Source organism: Chitinophaga varians (assembly GCF_014529945.1).
Lineage (GTDB): Bacteria > Bacteroidota > Bacteroidia > Chitinophagales > Chitinophagaceae > Chitinophaga > Chitinophaga varians.
In genome coordinates this window covers 169774-195471 of sequence record NZ_JACVFB010000002.1, presented here as the reverse complement: position 1 = coordinate 195471, position 25698 = coordinate 169774, and the positions used below count along the sequence as shown (strand labels likewise).

The window sequence follows — 25698 nt, the reverse complement described above, 5'->3', positions numbered from 1 at the left end:
GCCCTCTTTCATGGTGGACCTATTGTCCAGATATTTGTCCTGTCCGGTGCTCTTCGTGATTATCTGAGCCTGTCCAGGGATTTGATCAGTTTTTCGTCTTTATAAATGCCTCTGGCAGCCATAAACAGCAGTACGATCAGCAATATCGGCAGAAAGGACGCCAACTGGTACGATGCGGACGTGATGGTAACACCACCGGCAGCCAGCTTATTAGCCGTTTGTTGTACCACATAATACTGGTAGCCCAGTGCTGCAAATACAAACAGGATGTTGAAAATCGTCAGGCGGAACTGCAGCTTGCGTTTTTTAAACAGGAAGATGCAAACTACTACCAGCAGGATGATGATCACGTACAGCACGAATAACAGGTAGTTGCTGGAGGCATTGACAGCGGTGGCTGTTCCGTTGCTCAGCTTGGCTTTCCACAGATCAAATGACAGCGTGGCGGCTCCGGCTCCGGCAGCCAACAGCAGATAAAGGCTCTGAATGCGTTGTATCATGATATTTGTGAATGTTTAACGGCGTAAAAGTAAGCAAATTTAGTGGTTGAAAAGCGCATTATCTGATAGCGGACTGCGGATTTTGATAGTCCGTATAGTGTAATACTTCGTATATTGCACGCCCAATAACAATCTTTTTATACTTATATGGCAAGAAAACTGAATAAGCAGGATGCGTTGGACTATCATGCAAAGGGAAGGCCGGGCAAGATCGAAGTAATACCTACGAAAGATACAAAAACACAATGGGACCTCTCCCTGGCCTACTCTCCAGGCGTTGCTGAACCTTGCAAGGAGATTCACAAAGATGTAGAAAATGTTTATAAATATACTGCCAAAGGCAATCTGGTAGGGGTTATCAGTAATGGTACCGCCGTACTGGGCCTGGGTGATATCGGACCTGAAGCCGGTAAACCCGTAATGGAAGGAAAGGCAGTGCTGTTCAAGATATTTGCCGATATCGATGTATTTGATATTGAGCTGAATACAAAAGACCCCGATAGCTTCGTGGCCGCAGTAAAAGCCCTCGAACCTACTTTCGGTGGTATCAACCTCGAAGATATCAAAAGCCCTGAGTGCTTTGAAATCGAAGACAGGCTCCGTAAAGAGCTGAAAATACCGGTGATGCATGACGACCAGCACGGTACGGCTATCATCTCCGCAGCGGCATTGCTCAATGCGCTGGACCTGGTGAAGAAAAAAGTAGACAAAGTAAAGATCGTGGTGAATGGCGCAGGAGCCGCCGCCATGGCTTGTGTAAAGCTGTATGTGGCATTGGGCGCCAAACCGGAAAACTTCATCCTGTTCGATAAGGACGGCGTACTGAATAAATCCCGTACAGACCTTACTGAAAGACACATGCAGTTTGCCACTACCTCCAAAGTGACTGCGCTGGCAGAAGCCATGAAAGGTGCCGACGTTTTCCTCGGTTTGTCTGTGGGTAACGTGGTAACGCCGGAAATGGTGAAAAGCATGGCAAAGAACCCGATCGTGTTCGCCATGGCCAATCCTGATCCGGAAATCGCCTATGACACAGCTATCGCTTCCAGACCGGATATCATTATGGCTACCGGCCGCTCTGATTATCCCAATCAGGTAAACAACGTACTCGGATTCCCTTACATTTTCCGTGGTGCGCTGGACGTAAGGGCCACACAGATCAACGAAGCCATGAAACTGGCCGCTGTACGGGCACTCGCCGAACTGGCCAAGTCTCCGGTACCGGATATCGTAAACCTGGCCTACAACGAAAGAAACATCGTTTTCGGACCTAAATACATCATCCCAAAACCGCTGGACCCACGCCTGTTAAGCACCGTGGCGCCGGCTGTTGCGAAAGCTGCCATGGAAAGTGGTGTGGCTCACAGCCCTATCACCGACTGGGAAGCTTATAAACAGGAACTCAACAACCGTCTGGGCCTGGACAACCAACTGTTCAGGGTGATTGGTACCAAAGCACGCCGCGACCCACGCAAAGTCGTATTTGCGGAAGCTGATAACGTGAAAATCCTGAAAGCGGCCCAGGTAGTGAATGACGAAGGCATTGCCTTCCCGATCCTGCTGGGTAACGAAGCGCGCATCCGTCAACTGATGCATGAAAACTCCATCGAAATAGATGATGTGGTGATCATCGATCCGAAAAGCGATGAGATGCAGGAAAAACGTCACCAGTTTGGAGACCTGTTCTTCGAAAAGCGCAAACGTAAAGGCTTTAACCATTACGAAGCCCGCAAAATCATGCGCGAACGTAACTACTTCGGTTGCATGATGGTGGAAACCGGCGAAGCAGATGCGCTGATTTCCGGTCTTACCCGTAAATACCCGGACACCATTCGTCCGGCACTGCAGGTAATCGGCATGGAAGACGGCGTAAAACGTGTGGCTGGTATGTACATCATCAATACCAAGCGCGGCCCGTTGTTCCTGGCAGATACCACTGTCAACTTCAACCCTACTGCGGAAGAACTGGCTGACATCACCCTGATGGTGGCCAAAGAAGTGAAACACTTCAACATCACACCACGTATTGCGATGCTGTCTTACTCCAACTTCGGTTCCAGCCAAACGCCGGAAGCCCAGCTGGTAGCTAAAGCACGTGAAATCGTAAAACAGCGTGATCCCCAGCTGGTAGTAGACGGTGAGATCCAGGCTGCCATGGCTTTCAACAAAGAAATCCTGAAAGACAACTATCCATTTACCGAATTGATGAACGAGGAAGTGAACACCCTGATCTTCCCGAACCTCACTGCCGGTAACGTAGCATATAACCTGCTGCAGGAAGTGGCCGGCTTCGATGCTATCGGTCCGGTACTGCTGGGTATGAAAAAGCCAGTACATATCCTGCAATTGGGCAGCACTGTAAGGCAGATCGTGAACATGGTGAACATCGCTGTGGTGGACGCTCAGGAAAAATGCCGCAAAGTAGCGGAGTGCAGAGAAGAGAAAGAGAAAGCAGAGAAGAAAAAGAAAAAATAGTCACGCAAAGGCGCAAAGCAGCCAAGAGCGCAAAGAAATAGGAAAAATAAGGAAAGCAAAGGAGCGGGATCAAATTTGATCTGCGCTCCTTTGCTTTCTTATTAATCTTAAAAAAATCTTTGCGCTCTTGGCTGCTTTGCGCCTTTGCGTGCGCCGTTTGATTAAATTTGTCTTATGCAGACAATCTCTAAAAAGAAGATATTTTTTCCGATCAACGAGGCTTTCCGTAACTACCTTAAACTGTATGAGCGGGAGGTGAAGCTGCCACTGACTTATCAGGAACTGCGTTATTATGAGCACTCCATCTCCGTCTATGATAAGGACGGCAAAGACACCCTGTGGGAAACGGTGTTTTATCCACAGAGCACCATGGGGGCTATTCATGCCGGGTTGAAACGGATTTATTCCATCCTGAAAGCGGGCGGCGACCAGACGGCGGAAGAACACCTGCATATAGAGCGCATTGATTACTGCACCTTTGGTAATTCCCATCCATTCCGCATTAAAATCGTCAACAACTACAACGAGGTGTATGATTATTTCTACATCAAGGTGGCTGATGCTTCCCGTATCTATGGACTGGAGCTGGAACATATCCTGTCGCCCTACTGGATGAACTTTCTGATAGATGGTAATACGTTGGTAGAAGAACATATTGCCGGTGTGCCGGGAGATCAGTTTATCCTGCATTACCTCGACAGGATGGATTTTAATCCCAAGCGTATCGCCAAAGAGTTTGTGAAGTTTAACGAGCGTTGTTTTGTGAGGTTGCTGGGAGATATGCGGTCTTATAATTTTATCATTGATATTACCCCTGATTTTGATGATGTGCAGTTCCGTATCCGTGCCATCGACTTCGACCAGCAGTTTTACGAAGGGCGCCGTACCCTGTATATGCCGCAGTTTTTTAAAGAGAACCGGGTGTTTGTGGAACTGGCCATGAAGCACCTGAATGCGGAAGTGGTAAAGCAGTACCAGCAGGAAGAGCGGGCATTGATTGCGCGTCGTCTGAAAGTGCAGCGTCACCGGATCAAAGACCTGCGTGATGTGATCATGACGGATAAGGTGTCTTTTCCGGAGAAGGTGCAGCAGCTGGGAGATGAGCTGGCAGAGTATTATCACGATGCTGTTTTTTCGCGCTGTAAAACCATGGGTGAAATTATCGAGCGCAGTTTGAAACGCTTGCTGGTAAGCAGTTTGCGTTAACCGTACCATAAAATCTTAAATTCGGGTCGGATTGGCAAAATCCTTCATATCTTTGACCAGCTATGGAATTCAGATTCTTTTATCATTTTGGAAATTTTCTGCTGATGCTGAAAGGCATGTTTTCCCGTCCGGAAAACATGAAGTTATACTGGAAGCAGTTTATGCAGCAGTGCGTAGATATTGGCGTAGGGTCGTTCGGGATAGTATTTATTATCTCCCTGTTCATGGGAGGGGTTACCACCCTGCAAACCGCTTACCAGCTGGTGAGCCCTATCATTCCAAGAAGCACGATCGCACAGGTAGTGCGGGACACCATCATTCTGGAATTTGCGCCAACCCTTACCAGTATTGTACTGGCCGGGGTGATTGGCTCCAAGATAGCCTCTGAACTGGGCAATATGCGTATTTCTGAACAGATAGACGCACTGGAGATCATGGGTATCAATACCAAAGGTTATCTGATCATGCCGAAGATCCTGGCGGCCACGCTGATGATTCCGGTCCTGGTGGCCATTGCCGGTTTCCTGGGTATCTGGGGCGGTAAAGAAGCCGGCGTATTGTCCGGCGTGCTCTCCGGTGAGCAGTTCATGATGGGACTGCGGCAGGAGTTTAAGGCTTACAACGTATTTTTCGCTATGGCCAAGTCCTATACGTTCGGATTTATCATTGCCAGCGTGTCGGCTTACTATGGCTACAACGTACAGGGCGGCGCCCTGGAGATCGGTAAAGCCAGTACCACCGCAGTGGTAGTGAGCTGCGTACTGATACTATTTATGGACTACGCGTTAACGGCTATATTACTGTAATCATGATTGAACTGAAAGATATAACCAAGGGCTTTGGAGATAAGGAGATACTGAAAGGCGTTTCGGCCGTTATGGAGTCTGGTAAGGTAAACCTGATCATTGGCGCCAGCGGTAGCGGTAAAACCGTCATGATGAAGTGTATCGTTGGCCTGATGGAAGTAGACACCGGCACTATCCTGTATGATAATCAGGACTTCACCGCCATGGACCACCATGCCAAGAAGGAAGTCCGCCAGCAAATCGGGATGCTGTTCCAGGGATCAGCCCTGTTTGACAGTATGACAGTAGAACAAAATGTGATGTTCCCGCTGGAAATGTTCAGTAAAGACACTTTAAAAGAGAAGAAAAAGCGGGTGGAAGAGTGCCTGGAAAGAGTGCAACTGAAAGATGCCGCCAAAAAATTCCCCGCCGAAATCAGCGGTGGCATGAAAAAAAGGGTAGGGATTGCCCGTGCCATCGTACTGAATCCCAAATACCTGTTCTGCGACGAACCTAACTCCGGCCTTGATCCACAAACCTCCCTGCTGATAGACCAGCTGATCAAGGAACTGACCACTGAATATAATATTACCACCGTGATCAATACCCATGATATGAACACCGTAATGGAAAGCGGTGACCACATTGTATATATGTATCAGGGGCAAAAGCAGTGGGAAGGCAGTAACAAAGAGATCGTATTCAGTAAGGACCAGAAGCTCAACGACTTCATTTTTGCCTCCGAATTCCTCCGGGAAGCCAAAGAAATGCGCCAGTTGGACATGTTCAAGGACAATAAGTGGAAGGACCAGCTGGTAGAACAGCTGAAACGCGACAGCCAAAAGTAATTTCCCTGCTATTTGGTAGCTTTATCTTAAAGGCACTAAATTGCAGAATTATGGAAATCGGCTTATTTTTGCCGCACCGATAGAAGAAACATATAAAATAATAAACCAATAAAACAAGCGCGATGAGTGTTTTAGTTAATAAGGATAGCAAAGTGATTGTGCAGGGATTTACCGGTACTGAAGGTACTTTCCATGCTACACAGATGATCGAATACGGTACCCAGGTTGTAGGCGGTGTTACGCCCGGTAAAGGCGGTACAACCCACCTGGAGCGCCCGGTGTTCAATACCGTGGCTGACGCGGTAAAAGCTACCGGTGCCAATGTGTCCATCATTTTTGTACCTCCGGCATTTGCTGCAGACGCAATCATGGAAGCTACCGAAGCTGGTATTGCCCTGGTAGTATGTATTACGGAAGGTATCCCTGTTCAGGACATGATCAAGGCTAAAAACTTCCTGCAAGGTTCCAATACCCGCCTCATCGGGCCTAACTGCCCCGGTGTTATCACCGCTGAAGAAGCTAAAGTGGGTATCATGCCCGGCTTCATCTTCAAAAAAGGCAGAATCGGTATCGTATCCAAATCCGGTACCCTGACTTACGAAGCTGCTGATCAGGTAGTTAAAGCCGGTCTGGGTGTTTCTACCGCTATTGGTATTGGTGGCGACCCCATCATCGGTACCCCCACTAAAGATGCGGTGGAACTGCTGATGAACGATCCTGAAACCGACGGTATCATCATGATCGGTGAAATCGGTGGTAGCATGGAAGCTGAAGCTGCCCGCTGGATCAAAGAATACGGCACTAAACCTGTTGTAGGCTTTATCGCCGGCCAGACAGCGCCTCCGGGCCGCCGTATGGGCCACGCCGGTGCTATCATCGGTGGTGCGGAAGACACTGCTGCCGCTAAAATGAAAATCATGGCTGAATGCGGTGTTACCGTAGTGGAAAGCCCTGCTAACATCGGTAAAACGATGGCTGAAGTACTGAGCAAAAAACCAGTAATGGCCTAATCAGCTTACCCTGATATATTTGAAAAGGTGAAAAGTGAAGCGGGTCTCCCATCACTTTTCACCTTTTTTTTGACCCCCCGTTATGGAAACCCGTGCAATACCTGCATCCTGTACAAAAAGTCTAACTTACCCGTAAATAGCGATATATATGCGTTTATGCCTCTCATTATTCATTGTTTTATTCTTAACCAACTGCGTGATGGCTCAGACCTATTATGACAATTCCTGGAAGAAAGTGACTGCCCTCGACGAGAAGGGTCTGCCGAAATCCGCACTGGAAGAAGTAGACCAGATCTATGCCCGGGCTGTGAAAGACAACCTGCCCGCCCAGCAAATCAAAGCCCTCATCTATCAGATGAAATACACGGACCAGCTGAGTGACAGCAGTGTCCAGCAAAATCTGGAAAAACTTAACCAGAAAATTGCTGCCGCCAAAGGCGCTCAACAGGCCGTCCTGCAAAGTATCAAAGGCGAAGTGCTGCTGAACTATCTCCGCAATAACCGGTACCGGTTCTATAACCGCACCGCCATTGCAGAAGAGAAAGGCGGCACAGACATCACCTCCTGGACACAGGACTACCTCCACAGCCAGATTGCTGCTGCCTACCAGGCTTCCGTGGCCGACAAAGCCATCCTGGAAAAAACATCCGTCGGAGAATTTGATCCCATCCTGATCAAAGGCAAAGATACCCGCCGGCTCCGCCCTGTACTGTTCGACCTGCTGGCCCACCGTGCACTGGATTATTTTAAATCCGGCGAAAATACCCTCACCAAACCGGTGAACCAGTTTGAACTGGATGACCCGGCCGCCTTCGCACCGGCTGCTACTTTCGCCCGGCATGAATTTGTAACGACCGACAAAGGTTCCCTGCAATATCAGGCCATCCTGCTGCTGCAACAACTGGTACGCCTGCACGAAAATGATAAGCCGGCCCTGCTCGATGTGGACCTCGAAAGAGTTCAATATATGGAGCAGATCGCTGTGTCAGAAGACAAAGCACAGCAATACCGCAAAGCGCTGGAACAGATGACATCGGCATATAACGGTGAAAAAGAAGTGACCGGCGTACTGGCCCTCCTGGCAAACACTTACATCGGTAACGCGTTGTATGGCAAAGCCGACAGCACTGCCAACCTGAAAAAAGCCAAAGAAATATGTGAACAGGCTATCGCAAAAGGCCCCGGCACACGCGGTGCGGCCGATTGCTCCAACCTGCTGAGAGAAATCAACGCACAGGTGCTTGAACTCGTGACGGAAAAGGTAAATATACCGTCTCTGCCTTTCCGCACACTGGTGAAGTATAAAAACACAAATAAAATATACCTGCGTGTAGTAGCGGTGGATGAAGCTTTTACCGCTTCCCTCCGGCAGGCACAGAACGATTATAGTGACCGCCAGAACAAGTACTGGAAACTGCTGGTCGACAAAAAGCCGGTGAAAGCCTGGGAACAATCACTGCCAGACCCGAAAGATTACAATCGCCATGCTGCAGAAATAAAGATCGATGCACTGCCACTGGGCCAATACATCATTCTCGCCAGCATCAATCCCGGATTCGATCTGAAAGAAAACCCCATGGCCCTGCAATTTACCTGGGTGTCCAATATCAGCTACCTGGAAAAAAATACACAGTTTATAGCCCTGGACCGCAGTACCGGCAAACCATTGCCTGGCACCAAAGTGACCGTCTTCGGCGAACAGTATAATGAAGGAAAACAGAAATGGATTCAGTTAATGTCTACCGTAACCGGTAGCAATGGCGCTGCTGAAGTGAACCTGAAAAACACCAACAACGGCTCCGTACGACTCAAATGGGAACGGCAGGGCGACGTACTGTTCCTGGACGACTACAAATACCTGTACAACTATGGACAGGAAGGTAGTGTGAAGGCCAAACCACAGATCTTCCTGTTCACAGACAGAAGCATCTACCGCCCCGGTCAGACACTCTATTTTAAAGGAATCGCTGTAGAGCAGGAAGCCGGTAAGAATACCAGCAATGTGGTGAAAGGCCTGAGAAGCACCTTCGTTTTATATGATGCCAACAGTGAGAAAGTAGATTCCATTGTGGTAACATCCAATGAATTCGGTTCTTTCTCCGGCAAATTCGTACTGCCGGAAGGCCGCCTGAATGGCGTTTACTCCATGCGGGACGTTAAAAACTACGGTGGACAAACTTTCCGGGTAGAGGAATATAAACGCCCGAAATTCTATGTGGAATTTGATACCGTCAAAGCCAGTTATCGTTTAGGGGAAACCGTTACCACAGAAGGTAAAGCGTTAGCCTATGCCGGTAATAACATCAACGGCGCTACCGTAAAATACCGGGTGGAAAGAAGGACCCGTTTCCCTTATCCATGGATGTTTAGAGGGTATCTGCCCATCGGCGCTTCCCGCGAAATAGCCCATGGTGAAACCACCACGGATGAAAACGGACATTTTAAGGTGAGCTTCCCTGCTCTGCCGGATAAGACCGTATCTCCCGATCAGAAGCCGATCTTCACCTATGTGGTATCTGCTGATGTGACGGACCTGAATGGCGAAACCCGCAGTGCGTCGCAATCTGTCAACGCCGGTTATCAGGCAATGGAAATCAGTGTACAGATACCGGAACGATTAGAAGCGGCTGCCCTGAAAAATGTACACGTCTTCACCCGCAACCTGAACGGCGCTTTCGAACAGGCCTCCGTTAAAGTAGCGGTGCAGCCACTGGTGCCGAACAAACGTCTGTTACGCCCCCGTTACTGGGAACAGGCAGACCAGTTTGTGATCACTGAAGCGGCGTATATCAAAGATTTTCCGCTGGATATCTACCATGATGAAGATGAACAGGCCAAATGGCCCCGTAAATCCGCCGTATGGGAACAGCAGTTTACCAGCACCGCTGCCGGCGACGTTGCCATAGATGCTAAAAAACTGATACCAGGCTACTATGAACTGGTGGTTAGCGCTAACGATAAAAACGGACAGCCTGTAGTACAAAAGGCGGTGTTTGAACTGGTGGACATAAACGCCAAAACACTGGCCGCTCCGGCTTACCTGTGGAGTTACCAGCCGGAAGAACGTTCCGAACCAGGCAAAAAAGCCAGCGTTGTGTTGGGAACTGCTGCGAAAGACCTGAACATCCTGCAAACCCTCGGTCGGGTGAACCAGGCCCAACAGCTGTCAAACATCGCACTGGACGGGGTTAAACAATACAATTATAATATCACGGAAGAAGAAAGAGGTGGTGTGGCGCTGTACTACATCTTCGTAAAAGACAACCGTGTATTCGCTACGCAGCACACCATTCAGGTACCCTGGGACAATAAAGACCTGAGCATCAAAATAGGTACCCACCGCGATAAACTGCAGCCGGGAGAAAAAGAAAAATGGAGCGTGGAGATAACCGGTTACAAAGGTGAAAAAGCTGCCGCAGAAATGCTCGCTTCGATGTACGATGCATCACTGGATGCTTTCGCTCCACACCAATGGACAAAACCGGGTATCTATCCTGATATCTCATCAAATGGTCGTCCGGTGTACAGTGCGCACGACAACTTCGGAATGGTGACATCTCAATACTATTTTGAAACAGATAAACAAGGGGTAGCTGTCGACGACAAAGGTTACGATGTACTGAACTTCTTCGGTTGGGGTATGGGTAATGTGTACAATAAACTGTATGGTGCCCGCGCTGGTAATGCTGGTGTGGTGATGGCTATGGCTGCACCTGCACCGGCCGCCCTGGAGAGAAGAGTGAGGAGTAAGGATCAGGCTTATGATGCCGCTAAGGAAGCAGATAGTAATGCAGTAGGGGACGTATTAATTCCCGAAGCTCCGCAAAACACCGGCAATGTCCCGGTGCGCAAAAACTTCCAGGAGACAGCGTTCTTCCTGCCGGAACTGCGCACCGACAAAGATGGTAGACTCTCTTTTGAATTCACCATGCCGGAAGCTCTCACCAAATGGAACTTCCAGGGACTGGCACATACTCAACAAGCTGCTTTGGGTAGCATCAGCGCCAGCATCGTTACCCAGAAACAGCTGATGGTGGTGCCTAACGCGCCCCGGTTTGTAAGAGCGGGCGATAAAATCGACTTTACCGCTAAAGTGAGCAATCTGACCGACACACAAATGATCGGGCAGGCGCAGCTGGAACTGCTGGACGCTGCTACGATGCAGCCGGTAGATGGCTGGTTCCAGAACGTTTTCCCGGTACAGCATTTTACCGCTAAAGCCGGTCAAAGTACCGTAGTAGCTTTCCAGCTGCAGGTGCCACACAACTTCACCAGCGCGTTGCTGTACCGCGTGACTGCCAAAGCAAACAACTTCAGCGATGGCGAAGAAAACGCGCTGCCGGTGCTGACCAACTCCATGCTGGTGACAGAAGCGTTGCCGCTGCCGGTACGCGGAGATGGTAAGCACACCTTTAAATTTGATAAGCTGCTGCAATCCGGCGCTTCTTCCACGCTCCGCCAGCAGGGCATTACAGTGGAATACACCAGCAATCCGGCATGGTATGCCGTACAGGCGTTACCGTACCTGATGGAATATCCGTACGATTGTTCAGAGCAGGTGTTTAACCGCTACTATGCCAATGCATTGGCTACCCATATTGCCAAAACGGTTCCCGGCATTCAGCAGGTTTTTGACAGATGGAAAACCACGGATACCGCGGCCCTGTTGAGCAATCTGCAAAAAAATGAAGAGCTGAAATCCGTACTGCTGCAACAGACACCATGGGTGTTGGAAGCGAAGAACGAAGCACAGCAAAAGAAAAATATCGCACTGCTGTTCGATCTGCAACGCATGCAGAAAGAAAGAAAAACGGCTTTGAATCAACTGGCTGCCAGACAACAACCGGATGGCTCCTTCGCCTGGTTCAACGGTATGTGGGCCGATCGTTATATCACACAGTATATCCTCGCAGGTATCGGTCACCTGCAACAGCTGACAGGTGCTGACGATCCGGTAGCCGCCAGCATCGCTAATAAAGCCATGATGTATCTGGACAAACAGCTGGACAAGGATTACCACCAACTGATCAAAAATAAAGCAGATCTGAAAAAACAACAGATCGATGAGATGCAGGTGCAATACCTGTATGCCCGCAGCTTCTTTGGTCGTCCGGTGCCTAAAGACATGCAGCCGTCCTTTGATTTTTATGCAGCCCAACAGCAGCAATACTGGACTAAAATGGGCCGCTATGCACAAGGCATGATCGCCCTGAGCCAGTTCAAAAAAGGCGATAAAGCCACACCGGCCGCTATCCTGAAATCACTGAAGGAAAATGCGATCAATCATCCGGAAATGGGCATGTACTGGAAAGATGTAGTAGCCGGTTATAGCTGGCATCAGGCGCCTATAGAAACGCAGGCGCTGTTGATAGAAACCTTCCAGGTGGCCGGTAAAGACGACGCCGCTGTGGCAGATATGAAAACCTGGTTGCTGAAAAACAAACAGACCAACAACTGGAGCACTACCAAATCCACCGCTGACGCATGTTACGCGATGCTGCTGCAGGGCAGCAACTGGCTTACTGCCAGCCCGGACGTAGACATTCAGCTGGGGCAGGAAACCATCAGCAGCAAACAACATACTACTGAAGCAGGTACCGGTTACTTCAAACAGCAGATAGAAGCGAAAGCGGTAAAAGCGGACATGGGTAATATCCAGGTAACGGTGAAAGACAGCAAGGGACAGCCTTCCTGGGGCGCCATATACTGGCAGTATTTTGAAGAGCTGGATAAAATCACTCCCGCTAAAACGCCGCTGGTATTGGAAAAAGAATTGTATAAAGAAGTCAATTCCGATAAAGGTCCCGTGCTGACTAAAATCACCGATGGCAACGAGCTGAAAGTAGGTGACAAAGTAAAAGTGCGGATTGTGCTGCGTGCCGACAGGACCATGGAATACATCCACCTCAAAGACATGCGGGCAGCCTGCTTTGAGCCACAGAATGTATTGAGCGGTTCCAAATGGCAGGGTGGCCTCAGCTACTATGAAAGCACTAAAGATGCCTCCACGGATTTCTTCTTTAGTTATCTGCCAAAAGGTACTTATGTGTTTGAATATGCCTTGTTTGTAACGCATCAGGGTAAGTTCTCCAACGGCATCAGCACCGCACAGTGCATGTATGCACCGGAGTTCAGCGCTCATAGCGAAGGCATCAATGTGAAAGTAGTGGAATAACCACTGGAAATATTTTCTGTCAATGGGCTGGCCTTTTGGTCAGCCCATTTTTTTTGAAACCCTCCGCTTCGAAAATGCATTGACATCTTAGCCCGGTACTTTAGCCCTGGCTATATGGATTTATGGGTTGATTTCCCCTGCTTCCCGGCCTTCTATATCCCGGCCCCATTTTTATACCCTATTTTTACATCTTCAGATGAACAGTATGACAAGGGTAGATTATATCATAGTAGGACAGGGGATTGCCGGCACCATGCTGAGCTGGTCGTTATGGCAGGCAGGTAAAAAGGTGCTGGTGATAGATGATGCAAAATCCAACAGTGCGTCGCGGGTGGCGGCGGGTATTATAAATCCGGTGTCCGGCCGGCGGTTTGAACCGGCATGGATGTATGATACCATCTATCCGTTTGCCCGGGACGCGTACCACCGGATGTCGGAGCTGTTGCAGGTACAGGTATTGACGGAGCGGCGCCTCTGGAATGTGTTCCCTTCGCAGCAGTTGTATGATGCCTTTATGAAAAAGGCTGCCGGCGGTCCATATACGCAGCTGCCGGAAAAGATGGAGTATGAGGGTATATTGGACCAGCCTTATGGAGCGGCGATCGTGAAGGGAGCTAGGGTGAATCTGAGGGTATTGCTCCCCGCCTGGCGGCAGTTTCTGAACAATATGGGTGCTTTACAGGAAGCTCATCTGAACCTTCCTGAATTGGAAATAACGGCGACGGGCGTACGTTACGGAGACATTACTGCCAGGAAGATCATTTTCTGTGACGGGGTGGCTACCGCCCGAAATCCATGGTTTGAGCGGCTGACGTTTCTGCCCAACAAGGGGGAAGTGTTGTGGGTGAGGGTGCCTGGCCTGCATACGGAAGATATCATCAAGAAGAGTATTACGTTGGTGCCATATGGGCCGGAGTTGTTTTGGGCAGGGTCTTCTTTTGTATGGGACTATACCGATGATCTGCCGACCGGTAAACAGCGGGAGGTACTGGAGAAGAGTCTGCAGCAGTTGCTGAAAGTGCCTTATAGCGTGGAGTATCAGCTGGCGGCGGTGCGCCCGTCCGGTAACGATCGCCGGCCTATGATAGGGCTGCATCCGGAAATGCCCGCTGTGGGTATCTTTAACGGACTGGGTACCAAAGGTTGTTCGCTGGCACCCTTTATGGCAGCGCATTTTACGGAAGTATTGGCTGGAAATGCCCTACTGATGCCGGAAGTAGATATAAATAGATATTTTAACACGGGCAGGGGGTAAAATGCCCATATCATGCCGTATCTTTGCCCCCCTTACAGGTATGGCTGAACAACTGAACAGTGGTCTCGGAACAGCTGGCAGCACATCCGGGGATTCAACCATAAAACATTAAAAAACAATTTTTTACGCATGTACAGGACGCACACTTGCGGGGAGTTAAGAATGGAGCAGGTAGGCCAGGAGGTGACGCTGGCGGGATGGATACAGACAGTCAGAAAATTTGGCAGCATCAACTTTTTTGATCTGCGGGACCGTTATGGTATCACTCAGCTGTTATTCAACGAAAGCCTGAATGACAAACTGGATGCACAGCCGTTAGGCCGTGAATTCGTTGTACAGGTAACTGGCACAGTGACGGAGCGTACCAGCAAAAATAAAAATATCCCCACCGGAGATATTGAAATCACGGTGAGTGAATATAAAATCCTGAATGCGGCTAAAACACCGCCTTTTACTATTACTGACGATACCGACGGGGGAGATGAGCTGCGCATGAAATACCGCTATCTCGACCTCCGCCGTAATGCGGTAAAACAAAATCTGGAACTGCGTTATGCAGTAGGCCGCGCTGCGCGTAACTACCTGCATACCAGGAACTTCATCGATATTGAAACACCTTTCCTGATCAACTCCACACCGGAAGGCGCCCGCGATTTCGTGGTGCCCAGCCGTATGAACCCTAACCAGTTCTATGGTTTGCCCCAATCACCGCAAACATTTAAACAATTGTTGATGGTGAGTGGTTATGATCGATACTACCAGATCGTAAAATGTTTCCGCGATGAAGACCTCCGGGCTGACCGCCAGCCGGAGTTTACCCAGATCGACTGTGAAATGAGCTTTGTAGAACAGGAAGATGTACTGAATATTTTTGAAGGTATGACCAAATATATCTTCAAAGAAGTAAAAGGCATTGAGCTGGAAGGCGATTTTCCGCGTATGACATGGGATGATGCCATGGAGTATTATGGCAATGATAAACCGGATATCCGCTTCGAGATGAAGCTGGCCAACCTCAATGATACCGTAAAACAGAAAGGCTTTAAAGTATTCGACGAAGCAGAACTCGTGGTAGCTATTGCAGCGCCCGGTTGCTCCGAATACACCCGCAAGCAGCTCGATGAACTGACAGAATGGGTGAAAAGACCCCAGATCGGTATGAGCGGTCTCATCTATGTTAAATACAATACCGACGGTACGCTGAAGAGCTCGGTTGATAAGTTTTTTGATGAACAGCAACTGCAGCTGTGGGCGCAAAAATGTCAGGCGAAACCGGGAGATCTTATCCTGGTGCTGGCCGGCAGGGAAGAGCGTACCCGTAAAGCCATGAGTGAGCTGCGTCTGGAAATGGGCGAGCGCCTGGGCTTCCGCAATAAAAACGAGTATAAGCCGTTGTGGGTGATAGATTTCCCGCTGTTTGAATACGCAGAAGAGGAAAATCGCTGGGTGGCACGTCACCATCCGTTCACCGCGCCCAAGCCGGAACATATTGCCCTCATGGACGATATGTCCCAATACGCCAACATCAAGGCAAATGCATACGATATCGTATTGAATGGCACTGAAGTAGGGGGAGGCTCTATCCGTATATTCCAGCGTGACCTGCAACAGAAAATGTTCGCAGCGCTGGGTATGTCACCTGAAGAAGCAGAACGTAAATTTGGCTTCCTGCTGGGAGCTTTTGAATATGGCGCGCCGCCACATGGTGGTATCGCTTTCGGATTTGATCGCTTGTGCTCGCTTTTGGGCGGTAGTGAAAGTATCCGCGACTTCATCGCTTTCCCGAAAAACAATCACGGACGCGATGTCATGATGGACGCTCCGGCCGAGATAAGTCAAGCCCAGCTTGATGAATTAAAGATCAGTCTGGTAAAATAGGATTGCCGGCACAATCTTTGCTCAATAGGCAGCTTTGAAGCGAAAAAATCCCCTTTGATATGGCGTTTTTGCCGCATCAAAGGGGATTGATGCTAAATAGAGGAACAATTTTTTTAACAAGAAATTAACGACGAAGATAAGGTTAGAAGAGAAAGAACGTATTATTTAATTTTTTAAAGTAATATTGCGGTGTGATGTGTGATCATCGTTGATATGTGAGGTAAGTAATGATGCTGAAAACAAACAACAATCTTTCACCTGTAACAAAGACTACTCCTATGAGAAAGGTAACAACCTACATCAAACGGTCAGTATGGGTATGTGCGGTGCTTTTATTGCTGATGCTCAGCAATGTTGGGTATGCTCAACAGTCCACGAGTAATTATCTAAAGAAATTTAAACCGGTATCTGTGGAACTCATGCAGGAAACCGGCGTTCCGGCCAGCGTTATCCTGGGGGTAGCCATGCTGGAATCCGGTACAGGTACCAGCAGAAATGCCAAATTGCTTAACAACCACTTTGGTATTGTCGGAAAAAACAATCTGTCAAAAACAGCCCCAGGCACAAAATCCCGGTATAAGCAATACGCTTCTGCCGTAGCCTCCTACGAACATTTCGTGGAAGTGCTTGCCAGAAAGAAATGGTTCAGCCAACTGAAAGGTAACCCCGAATTCGCAGTATGGCTCAAACATATGAATCACAGCGGCTATTCCTCTGCTGGCCATGAATGGATCAAAAGAGTAACTGCCATTATTAACCGTTACAAACTATATAAACTGGACGAAGGAATGGATAGCGTGGCACGGAGCTCTTCCTGGTTAACCGTAGGCATGCCGCCAGCAACCGACGACCAGTGAGTGTGCTAATCGACTCGAAAATATGTCTGGCGAAAACAAGTCTGCCTACCCATTTTTTATTATCGTAGGATCATTGGTGTGCCTGGTGATACTCTCCCAGCTCAACTTTAGTTTTTCATTTAAAGATTTTCAATTCCGTCGGCTGGACATGTTGTCTGAACTACGGACATCCGGAACGGAAAAAGATAAAGGAACGCTTACTGCCGCGAAAGACGGCAGTAAGCGTTCTCATGCTGACTCTACAGCAGCGGCGGCCGGGAAAACACCCGGAGGCACCGTTATCAACCCGGATGCAGTGTATGATTTTATGTCATACAAAGGCATCCTCAACTATGCCTCGGTAGAAACCAGTGACAGCAACGCCGGATTGGACCGCTTCATGGCTGCACTGAAAGAACTGAAATCCGGTAAACGTAAAAAAGTACGTATCGCCTATTTCGGAGACTCCATGATCGAAGGCGATCTTATCACCTCCGACCTGCGCGACAGCCTGCAGACCTTCTTCGGTGGCGCCGGGGTAGGATTTGTGCCCATCACCTCGGTGGTGGCCAGCTACCGCACTACCATCACGCATACCTTCTCGCGTGACTGGAAAGATTACCACTATAAAAATTCACCTCCTTCCAATATCGTACTCGGCCTGTCCGGACACACCTTTTACCCGGGCGGCGACAGCTGGATAAAATATACGCCGGTTAAAAAGCCGCGCCTCGACAAATTCGACGAGGTATCCCTGCTGTATGGCCCGGCCGAAGCTACTACGGTGAACATCAATGAAAAACCTTACACCCTCTCCGGCAATGCACAGGTGAATAAACTGGATTTCCGCCAGGATACCGGTGCGGGCACCATCACCATCAAATACGGCGGCGGCGCTACTGCCCCGTTCTATGGCGTTTGCTTTGAAACAGACAACGGCGTATATGTGGACAACTTCTCCTTCCGCGGTATCAGCGGCGTGGAACTCGGACACCTGTCTGCCGATATGGTCCGTCGTATGCAACAGGAACGCCCCTACGATCTCGTAGTGCTCCATTACGGCGCCAATGTACTGTTCCGCCCCGAACTGACGGACTACAGCTGGTACGAAAGACCCATGAAAAAAGTAGTGGACTCGCTGCGTAAAGACCTGCCGGGAACTTCTTTCCTGATCGTAGGTACGGCCGACAAATCCTACAGAAAAGGAGACCGCTATATTACCGCTCCGGGCGTAGAAGCCTTGCTGAAAGTACAGCACGACCTGGCTACTACCTACGGCACTGCCTACTGGAACCTCTACGCCAACATGGGAGGCTCCGGATCCATGGTGAAATGGGTAGAAGGAGATACCGTGCTGGCCAATAAAGACTATACACACCTTAACCGACAGGGAGCGGCCAAAGTGGGGGCGCTGCTGTATAAAGCTATTATGAATGATTACAGGCAGGGAGAACAACCGTAGAAAAAGTATAGCAGCAGTAATAATACTGTTGCTCACCACATTTACAACTTATGCGCAACCGCAGGCTAACGTGATCCAACAGGACACGGCCCTGTATCGCGCGTTTGAATCGCTGTACCATACAGACAGTAATGTGGTATCTATACTTCACCTCGGAGACTCCCATGTACAGGCCGGCTATTTCCCCCTGGCTACCGCAGCCCTGCTGCAACAGCAGTTTGGCTACGCTGGCAGGGGATATGTTTTTCCATACAACGTAGCAGGTACCAATGGCCCGGAAGACTATCGGTGGAACAGCACCGTCCGCTGGACCATGGAAAGGGTGATAGACCGCTACAAGCCACCAGTGCTCGGTCCCGGCGCTATCGCCATCCAGACACTGGTACAATCCCCGGCGCTCTCTTTCGCTGGTAAGCAGGACGGCACTATGGACAACAACTTCCGGAAAGTGCAACTGTTCTACGACGCTGCCACCGACGATAATACTATCTATAGCCCCGACGCCGCACAGATAACGGTAACGGGCACACCGTTTCCCGGTACGCCGACCATCAAAATGGCGACCCTCGATTTCCTGCAGACTTCCCAAACCTTCCAGGTACGCTGGGAGAATTCCAATAACCTGCCCTTCCGTTTCTATGGCGCTGTGTTACAAAACGGCCGCAATGGCGTATTGTATCACAGTGTAGGCATCAACGGGGCCATGTATCAGCAGTATAATGACCTCAGCAGCATTCTGCTGGCGCAAATGGCAGTATTCCATCCACGACTGGTGATCATCTCCCTGGGCACCAACGAAGCCTATGGCCGTTTTGATCCGCTGGCCTTCCGCGAGGAAATAGACAAAACAGTACAGCTCATAAAGCAACAGGCGCCCGCCGCCAGCATCCTGCTGACTACGCCGCCCGACTGTATGAGGGCCGTAAAAAAAGCCGTCCGCAAAAAAATAGGCAAGAAAAAATATCGCACCTACTATACCACCTCGTATTATCCCAATCCTTACATTGCCATGGCAACGCAACAGATTACAGGATATGCCAGACAACACGGTATTGCCTGTTGGAATTTCAACGCGGTAAACAAGGAGCAAGCCAGCCGGTTTGCAGGTGGGTGGGCCCCGGACCACATTCACTTTAGTACAAAAGGATACCAGTTACAGGGACAGTTGCTGTTTGAAGCGCTGCAACAGTCCTACAATCAATATTTACAGGTAAAAAAGAAAAACCCAGTCAACTCGGATGATCGACGTTAATAAGCTGCTTGCCCAGCTGCTGTACAATCCATCAGACCCGGTGCTGTTTAACAGTGCCTTCTTCTTCTATTTTTTTGCTGTCTTTCTGTTGTGCTACCTCGCTGTAAGCCGTAGTCAACAAGGCAGGGTATGGGTGTACACCCTCTTCTCCCTTTACTTCTTTTACAAAGCCTGTGGTTTTTATGTGGGCCTGGTCGTCCTGTCGGCCATCGTGGACTTTAACCTGTCGCGATGGATTTACCATACGACGAGTCAACAGGTCAAAAAATCACTGCTGGTCTTTAGTATCATCCTGAACATCGGGCTGCTGTTCTATTTCAAATACACCGACTTCTTTATCGGCATCATCAATGATGTGACCAACGGGCATATCACCCCGCTGCACCTGCTGCTGCCAATCGGTATTTCGTTTTATACTTTTGAGAACCTTAGCTATACCATTGACGTGTACCGCGGAGAAATCAAGCCGGTGAACCGTTTCATGGATTACCTGTTCTTCCTCTCTTTCTTCCCGAAACTGATGATGGGCCCTATCGTACGTGCAGCTGATTTTATCCCGCAAATCCATCAGCCATACCGGTTGAACGGAGAAGATATCGGTAAAGGCATGGCCCTGATTGTGGGTGGGTTGTTTAAAAAGATCGTAATCTCCGACTTTATCTATCAGAATTTCGTTCAGTATATTTTTGATGATCCCAGCAAACACACCGGGCTGGAATGCCTCCTGGGCGTGTATGGCTATGCGTTGGTGATCTACTGCGATTTCTCCGGATATTCAGATATGGCGATCGGTATCGCGCGATGGACCGGATTCAGGATTCCGCCTAACTTCGATTCGCCTTACCAGAGTTCCTCTATTACAGAATTCTGGCGCCGCTGGCACATTTCCCTGTCCAGCTGGCTGCGTGACTATCTGTACATCCCGCTGGGCGGTAACCGCAAAGGCAAGGTGCGTCAGTATATCAATCTGGCACTGACCATGCTGATCGGTGGTTTCTGGCATGGCGCGAGCTGGAATTTTATTTTCTGGGGAGGTATGCACGGAGCGGCCCTGGCAATAGACAAGGTGCGTATAGACAGTCAGAAAAAACGGAAAACAGAAATGACCGGCCTGAAAGCCAGCCTGCTGAAAGTGGGCGGTATCCTGCTGACTTTCCACTTCGTTTGTTTCTGCTGGATATTCTTTAAAGCAGCCACATTCCACGATGCGTGGTCACTCATACATCAGATTGCGTATGACTTCCAGCCAGGTATCCTGATGGAGCTGTATACCGGTTATACAGCGGTGTTCTGGGTGATGTTGCTGGGTTTTGTGCTGCACTTTATGCCAGCCAAAGCAGAACTGCGGATGGCCGGAGTACTGGGTCGTATGCCGTTAGTAGGTAGTATAGCCGTGATGGTTATATTCATCTGGTTGCTGGTGCAGGTGAAGAGCACGCAACCAATGATTCCGATTTATTTCCAATTTTAGTATTTAGTCATTTGATTCTTTAAAGGAAGTCTTGGCTTGTTTTAATGATCAAATATCCCAATACTCAAATGACTAAATGCTTTTCTGCCAGGGGATGTAGATCTCCGACACGCTTGGTTCCGGCAGAGAAATAAAGAAGTGGTTGGTCCGCATATAAAAGTGTCCTACCCGACAATTGGCGTTAATGAATTTATACATGGGAAGTCCTGCATCAGCAAAACTGAGCGGGACTTTCAGTTTTTTATAATGTCCTTCCTCGATTTGCCGGTCTACCAGCCGATATGATTCCTGATATTTGGTAATCAGCTGATAATGTGCCATGGTGTTGGCAGGTGTGTTAGGCAATAGCAGGCCGACGTACATCATCATACGATCGTAGGTGGTAACAGGGACTACATCGAGTGTTCCGGTAATAATGCGGGCATCTTCCATGGCCAGTTCGGTGGTCAGATCACGAAGCTGCCGGGAATAGCGGGCCATCGAGGCCACCATGCCTTTTACCGGGTCGTTGCCGCTGGGCAGGATGTTGTAGTAAAGCGTACAGCCGGGCAATCTGCAGTCAACCGTGTTCTCCATGTTGAAATATTCCGGGAAGTCCTGTTGAGAAGCGGTGGCAATCCGGGTTTGTTCCAGTGTGTGCTTTTCCGCCGGCATGTAATCCTGGTTCCGGAGCCCGGTAGGGCTGGTGTTAAACCAGCCTCTGATAGCTTTCGCAAAGGATTCGCCGGAGTATCGGCATTTTTCACTGATTTCATGGATGGAAAAGTTGCTGTGGCGAAGGTATCCTACGCCGGCCTCCAGGCGGGTACGTTTCACATATCTGGCGTATGGTTCGCCCTTCAGGGAGGCGAATTTATGCGAAAAAATGTCTTTGGATACGGACAGCATATCCGCCACCGCTTTTAAACTGATGTCTATGAGGGAATTGTTGTGGGCGTAGGCAATGGCCAGTTGGACTTTCCATTCCCAGTGTTCCCGGGTAGTTGTTTTCATAAGTAACATAATCCATCATCAATTTAGCTTTTTGGCCCCGGTTTACGATCGGGAGCATAGCGGATTAACGAGGGATTAACCGGGCAGGAGCTAACCGGAAGACCTGTTTCGGACAGGCTCACTGTAAATATCTCCCTGAAAATCCTACTTTTGCGCAAATTTTTTGCGCAGATGCGACTGTTCAGATCTTTGCTGCTGATGGCAGTGCTGTTGACGTCCTTTACGTCCGTAAAGGCACAGTTCCTCATGGATATGATCGATACCACCACTGAGCTGGGAAAAGGCATGATCTCCATGTACCACAAATACGACGCATTGCGCTTCAGTGGCTATATTCAGCCGCAGTTCCAGCTGGCGCAGTCCAAAGGTATCAGCAGCTATGCCGGCGGCGACTTCCCCGATGCTGTCAATAACCGGTTTTCACTGCGCCGTGGCCGCATTCGGGTCGACTATGAGCGTTATAACCATGAGGATATGCCGGTGGTGCAGTTCGCATTTCAGTTTGACGGGTCCGAGCGGGGCGTATTTATCCGCGATTTTTACGGGCGGGTATTTGATACAAAGTTCAATCTCTTTTCGTTGGTCGGTGGTATGTTTGCGCGGCCTTTCGGATATGAAGTGAACCTTTCATCGGCAGACCGTGAAACGCCGGAGCGTGGAAGAATGTCGCAGATCCTGATGAAAACGGAGCGAGACCTGGGCGCCATGGTGTCCTTTGAGCCCCGCCGCAAAGATCATCCCCTGCGATACCTGAAAGTGGACGTGGGCTTGTTCAATGGACAGGGTCTTACCGCTACCTCAGATTTTGACAGTCATAAGGATCTTATCGCCCGCATTGCCTGGAAGCCTTACCGCTTCAAAGGCAACAAATGGATATTGTCGGGAGGTGTGTCTGTCTTGTATGGTGGCATGCAACAATTCACTCCTTCCATTTACCGGATGAATACTGTAAACGGGCAGAAGGCATTTGTACTGGACTCCAATGCCCTGAATGTGGGCCGGATTGCGCCCCGTCACTATTACGGCGCAGATGTGCAACTGAGAATTCCTAACGGGCCTAAAAGAGGATATACCCAATTCCGGGCGGAATATATTCGCGGCTCACAAACCGCTACAGCAGGCACTACTGAAACGCCTGGTGTCATTCCGGTGGACGCGCAGGGACGTAAGCTGCCATTGTATATCAGAAACTTTGACGGTGCTTACCTGTATTTTATTCAGAACCTCGGCAGTGAAAAACATCAGGCCGTTGTGAAATATGATTGGTATGATCCCAACAGGGACGTGAGTGGGAAAGAGATTGGCGCGCCCGGCTCCAACCTCACGGCAGCGGATATCCGCTATAATACGTTGGGACTGGGATATTTATACTACGCCAACGAACACCTGAAATTCATGGTGTATTATGACTGGGTGGAAAATGAAAGCACCAGTCTGTCTGGCTACACCACAGATATTAAAGACAATGTACTTACCTGCCGGATGCAATACCGGTTTTAGTATCCGCTTACAGCATTGATTCTTTACCGGCTTCCATGGTGAAGCCGAATGTGCTGCCTATTTCCGGTTTGCTGCGCACGGTGATGGACTGATCGTGGGCTTCCACGATGTGCTTCACGATGGCGAGGCCCAGACCGGTACCGCCGATGTCGCGGCTGCGGGCACGGTCGGTACGATAGAAACGTTCAAACACACGGGGCAGGTGTTCTTCCGCCATACCGATACCATCGTCTGATATTTCTACCAGCACACGTTTGCCATCCATATTGTAGATGCTGGCCACTGTATGGCCATCAGGTTTGCCGTATTTGATGGAGTTGTCGACCAGATTGATGAGCACCTGGCGGATTTTCTCTTTGTCGGCTACCACCGGCATCGGTGCTTCGCAACCTTTTTTGATGTTGAATTTGATGCCTTTGGTATTGGCTTTCAGGGAGAGCGTGTCAAATACGTCTTTCACCAGGTCCTGGATCACAAAGGTTTCCGCGTTGATGGTCATCTCACCGCTTTCCAGTTTGGATATCTCATCGAGGTCATCGATGAGGCGGCAAAGACGGTCAATATTTTTAGTCGCGTTTTTCAGGAACATTTTATTCACCGCAGGATCTTCCAGGGCGCCATCCAGCAGGGTGTGGATATATCCTTGCACCGCGAAGATGGGCGTTTTTAGTTCATGGGAGAGATTAAGCAGGAATTCCTTGCGGAAAGCTTCGTTGCGGCGCAGGTTGTCCAGTTCTTCTTTTTTCTGGCTGGCCCATTTTTCCACATCTTCACTTACTTCTTCGATGGTTTTCAGGGGAAGGATATTTTTTTGGAAGAATTCTTCTCTTTTAGAAGCTTTTGTCTGGTAGATAAACTTATAAATGAGTTTGATTTTCCGGTAGATGAAGTTCTGCAGGGTATACAGATAAAGATAGTAAGACACCAGGAAGGTGAGGACAAAGGCTCCCAGCATTACTTGCCAGTTACCATCCACCAGCAGGCTCCCCAGCGCTATGATGGCCGACAGGATAAGGGCAGTAAACCCCGCCAGTTTTTGCGGGGACAGGTTTTTAGCTTTAAACATACTCCAGAGTGAGTAATTAGTATAATAATGGGAAATTACTTTAAATTTCTTTCTCGCCATAAAAAAGCCATTCGCCGTCAACGAAAAACATCAACGGGTAACAATAGTTCTGGTGCAGGAAATGTGGTTTCCGTCAGTAATAAATCAGGGGGAAGGAGATTTTCCTTGCTTACATTTCAAATTTATATCCTACTCCTTTCACAGTGGTGATCAGGTCGATGCCTATTTTCTGCCGTATTTTACGGATATGCACATCGATAGTACGGTCGCCCACGATTACTTCCGTGCCCCATACCTGATTCAGAATTTCGTTGCGAAGGAATACACGGCCTGGTTTGGAGGCGAGCAACTGCAACAGTTCAAATTCCTTTTTAGCAAGAATGATGTCCTGGCCTTTATAGGTAACAGTGAATTTCTCCCGGTCAATAATGAGATCGCCCAGTTGCACGGTTGTTTCTTCTGCTTTGTGCAGACGACGGAACAGCGCATTGATACGGCTTACCAGTAATTTAGGTTTGATAGGCTTGGCGATGTAGTCGTCGGCACCCATGTTTAAACCGTCAATTTCAGATTTTTCATCGTTCAGGGCTGTGAGGAACAGCACCATGGTGTCTTTGAAGTCTGGGATTTTTCTAAGTTCGCGACAGGTATCGATACCGTTTTTGTTGGGCATCATGATATCGAGCATAATGAGGTCCGGCCGGAATATTTTCGCTTTCTGTATAGCCTCGCTGCCGTCTTTGGCTGTTACGGTTTCGTAACCTGCCGTCTTGAGATTGTAGCTGATAATCTCCAGTATGTCCAACTCATCATCTACTACCAGTATTTTTCCTGCAACCGCTTGGTCTACCATAAAAATTTGCTTTTTAAAAGACGGCACAAAATTATAAAGCCGGTTCCGTGATTAATGGAAAATTAACATTATGAAATTGTTAATTCAATACCACTCTTATTCAGAGTGACAAACAGCAAGTTACACAGAATTC

At 49.0% G+C, this 25698-nt stretch carries 17 protein-coding genes; 13 read left to right on the top strand and 4 right to left on the bottom strand.

The genetic code is table 11. The annotated features are described in order from the left end of the window. Positions 1-59: 59 nt before the first annotated feature. The gene (locus ICL55_RS08495) at positions 60-500 is read right to left on the bottom strand and encodes a DUF4293 domain-containing protein (protein ID WP_188096026.1); all 441 of its coding nucleotides are present in this window, start codon (positions 498-500) and stop codon (positions 60-62) included. 147 nt (positions 501-647) lie between these two features. Between ICL55_RS08495 and ICL55_RS08490 the strand changes: the two genes are divergently transcribed. The 12 genes from ICL55_RS08490 to ICL55_RS08435 all read left to right on the top strand — a co-directional run bounded on the left by ICL55_RS08490 (position 648) and on the right by ICL55_RS08435 (position 21153). Continuing rightward, entirely contained in the window at positions 648-2975 is a 2328-nt protein-coding gene (locus tag ICL55_RS08490) for an NADP-dependent malic enzyme (RefSeq protein WP_188096024.1), read from the top strand. A gap of 174 nt (positions 2976-3149) precedes the next feature. Further along, positions 3150-4181, top strand: coding sequence for a hypothetical protein (locus tag ICL55_RS08485; protein ID WP_188096022.1), 1032 nt, complete (start codon positions 3150-3152; stop codon positions 4179-4181). Positions 4182-4243: 62 nt separating this feature from the next. Next, positions 4244-4987 (top strand): MlaE family ABC transporter permease, encoded by a 744-nt coding sequence (locus ICL55_RS08480; RefSeq protein WP_169222908.1) that lies wholly within the window; start codon positions 4244-4246, stop codon positions 4985-4987. Positions 4988-4989: 2 nt separating this feature from the next. Then, positions 4990-5814: an ABC transporter ATP-binding protein gene (locus ICL55_RS08475; protein WP_188096020.1), complete on the top strand. Its 825-nt coding sequence runs from the start codon at positions 4990-4992 to the stop codon at positions 5812-5814. Between the two features lie 122 nt (positions 5815-5936). Beyond that, a complete protein-coding gene (sucD, locus tag ICL55_RS08470) occupies positions 5937-6824 on the top strand; it encodes a succinate--CoA ligase subunit alpha (RefSeq protein ID WP_188096018.1) in 888 nt (295 codons plus the stop codon). Positions 6825-7023: 199 nt separating this feature from the next. Continuing rightward, positions 7024-12999, top strand: coding sequence for an alpha-2-macroglobulin family protein (locus tag ICL55_RS08465; protein WP_188096016.1), 5976 nt, complete (start codon positions 7024-7026; stop codon positions 12997-12999). Between the two features lie 196 nt (positions 13000-13195). After that, a complete protein-coding gene (locus ICL55_RS08460; RefSeq protein WP_188096014.1) occupies positions 13196-14254 on the top strand; it encodes an NAD(P)/FAD-dependent oxidoreductase in 1059 nt (352 codons plus the stop codon). 129 nt (positions 14255-14383) lie between these two features. Continuing rightward, on the top strand, positions 14384-16132 hold the full coding sequence (gene aspS / locus ICL55_RS08455; protein WP_188096012.1) for an aspartate--tRNA ligase: 1749 nt from the start codon (positions 14384-14386) through the stop codon (positions 16130-16132). A gap of 278 nt (positions 16133-16410) precedes the next feature. Beyond that, a complete protein-coding gene (locus tag ICL55_RS08450) occupies positions 16411-16989 on the top strand; it encodes a glucosaminidase domain-containing protein (RefSeq protein WP_168871303.1) in 579 nt (192 codons plus the stop codon). A 22-nt stretch (positions 16990-17011) separates the two neighbouring features. Further along, positions 17012-18430: an SGNH/GDSL hydrolase family protein gene (locus ICL55_RS08445; RefSeq protein ID WP_188096010.1), complete on the top strand. Its 1419-nt coding sequence runs from the start codon at positions 17012-17014 to the stop codon at positions 18428-18430. Continuing rightward, positions 18402-19682, top strand: coding sequence for a GDSL-type esterase/lipase family protein (locus ICL55_RS08440; RefSeq protein ID WP_188096008.1), 1281 nt, complete (start codon positions 18402-18404; stop codon positions 19680-19682). Before ICL55_RS08445 ends, ICL55_RS08440 begins: the two co-directional genes overlap by 29 nt. Then, the gene (locus ICL55_RS08435) at positions 19669-21153 is read left to right on the top strand and encodes an MBOAT family O-acyltransferase (RefSeq protein ID WP_188096006.1); all 1485 of its coding nucleotides are present in this window, start codon (positions 19669-19671) and stop codon (positions 21151-21153) included. Before ICL55_RS08440 ends, ICL55_RS08435 begins: the two co-directional genes overlap by 14 nt. Positions 21154-21225: 72 nt before the next feature. Here the strand turns inward: ICL55_RS08435 and ICL55_RS08430 are convergent, their stop codons facing one another. Further along, positions 21226-22146 (bottom strand): helix-turn-helix transcriptional regulator, encoded by a 921-nt coding sequence (locus ICL55_RS08430; RefSeq protein ID WP_188096004.1) that lies wholly within the window; start codon positions 22144-22146, stop codon positions 21226-21228. Between the two features lie 171 nt (positions 22147-22317). Here ICL55_RS08430 and ICL55_RS08425 point away from each other — a divergent pair, with 171 nt between their 5' ends. Continuing rightward, positions 22318-23646, top strand: coding sequence for a porin (locus ICL55_RS08425; RefSeq protein ID WP_246496202.1), 1329 nt, complete (start codon positions 22318-22320; stop codon positions 23644-23646). A 7-nt stretch (positions 23647-23653) separates the two neighbouring features. On the opposite strand, the gene ICL55_RS08420 is transcribed toward ICL55_RS08425, so the two are convergent. Both ICL55_RS08420 and ICL55_RS08415 read right to left on the bottom strand, forming a co-directional pair. Then, positions 23654-24712 (bottom strand): sensor histidine kinase, encoded by a 1059-nt coding sequence (locus ICL55_RS08420; protein WP_188096002.1) that lies wholly within the window; start codon positions 24710-24712, stop codon positions 23654-23656. Between the two features lie 169 nt (positions 24713-24881). Next, the gene (locus tag ICL55_RS08415) at positions 24882-25565 is read right to left on the bottom strand and encodes a response regulator transcription factor (protein ID WP_078670142.1); all 684 of its coding nucleotides are present in this window, start codon (positions 25563-25565) and stop codon (positions 24882-24884) included. Positions 25566-25698: the final 133 nt, after the last annotated feature.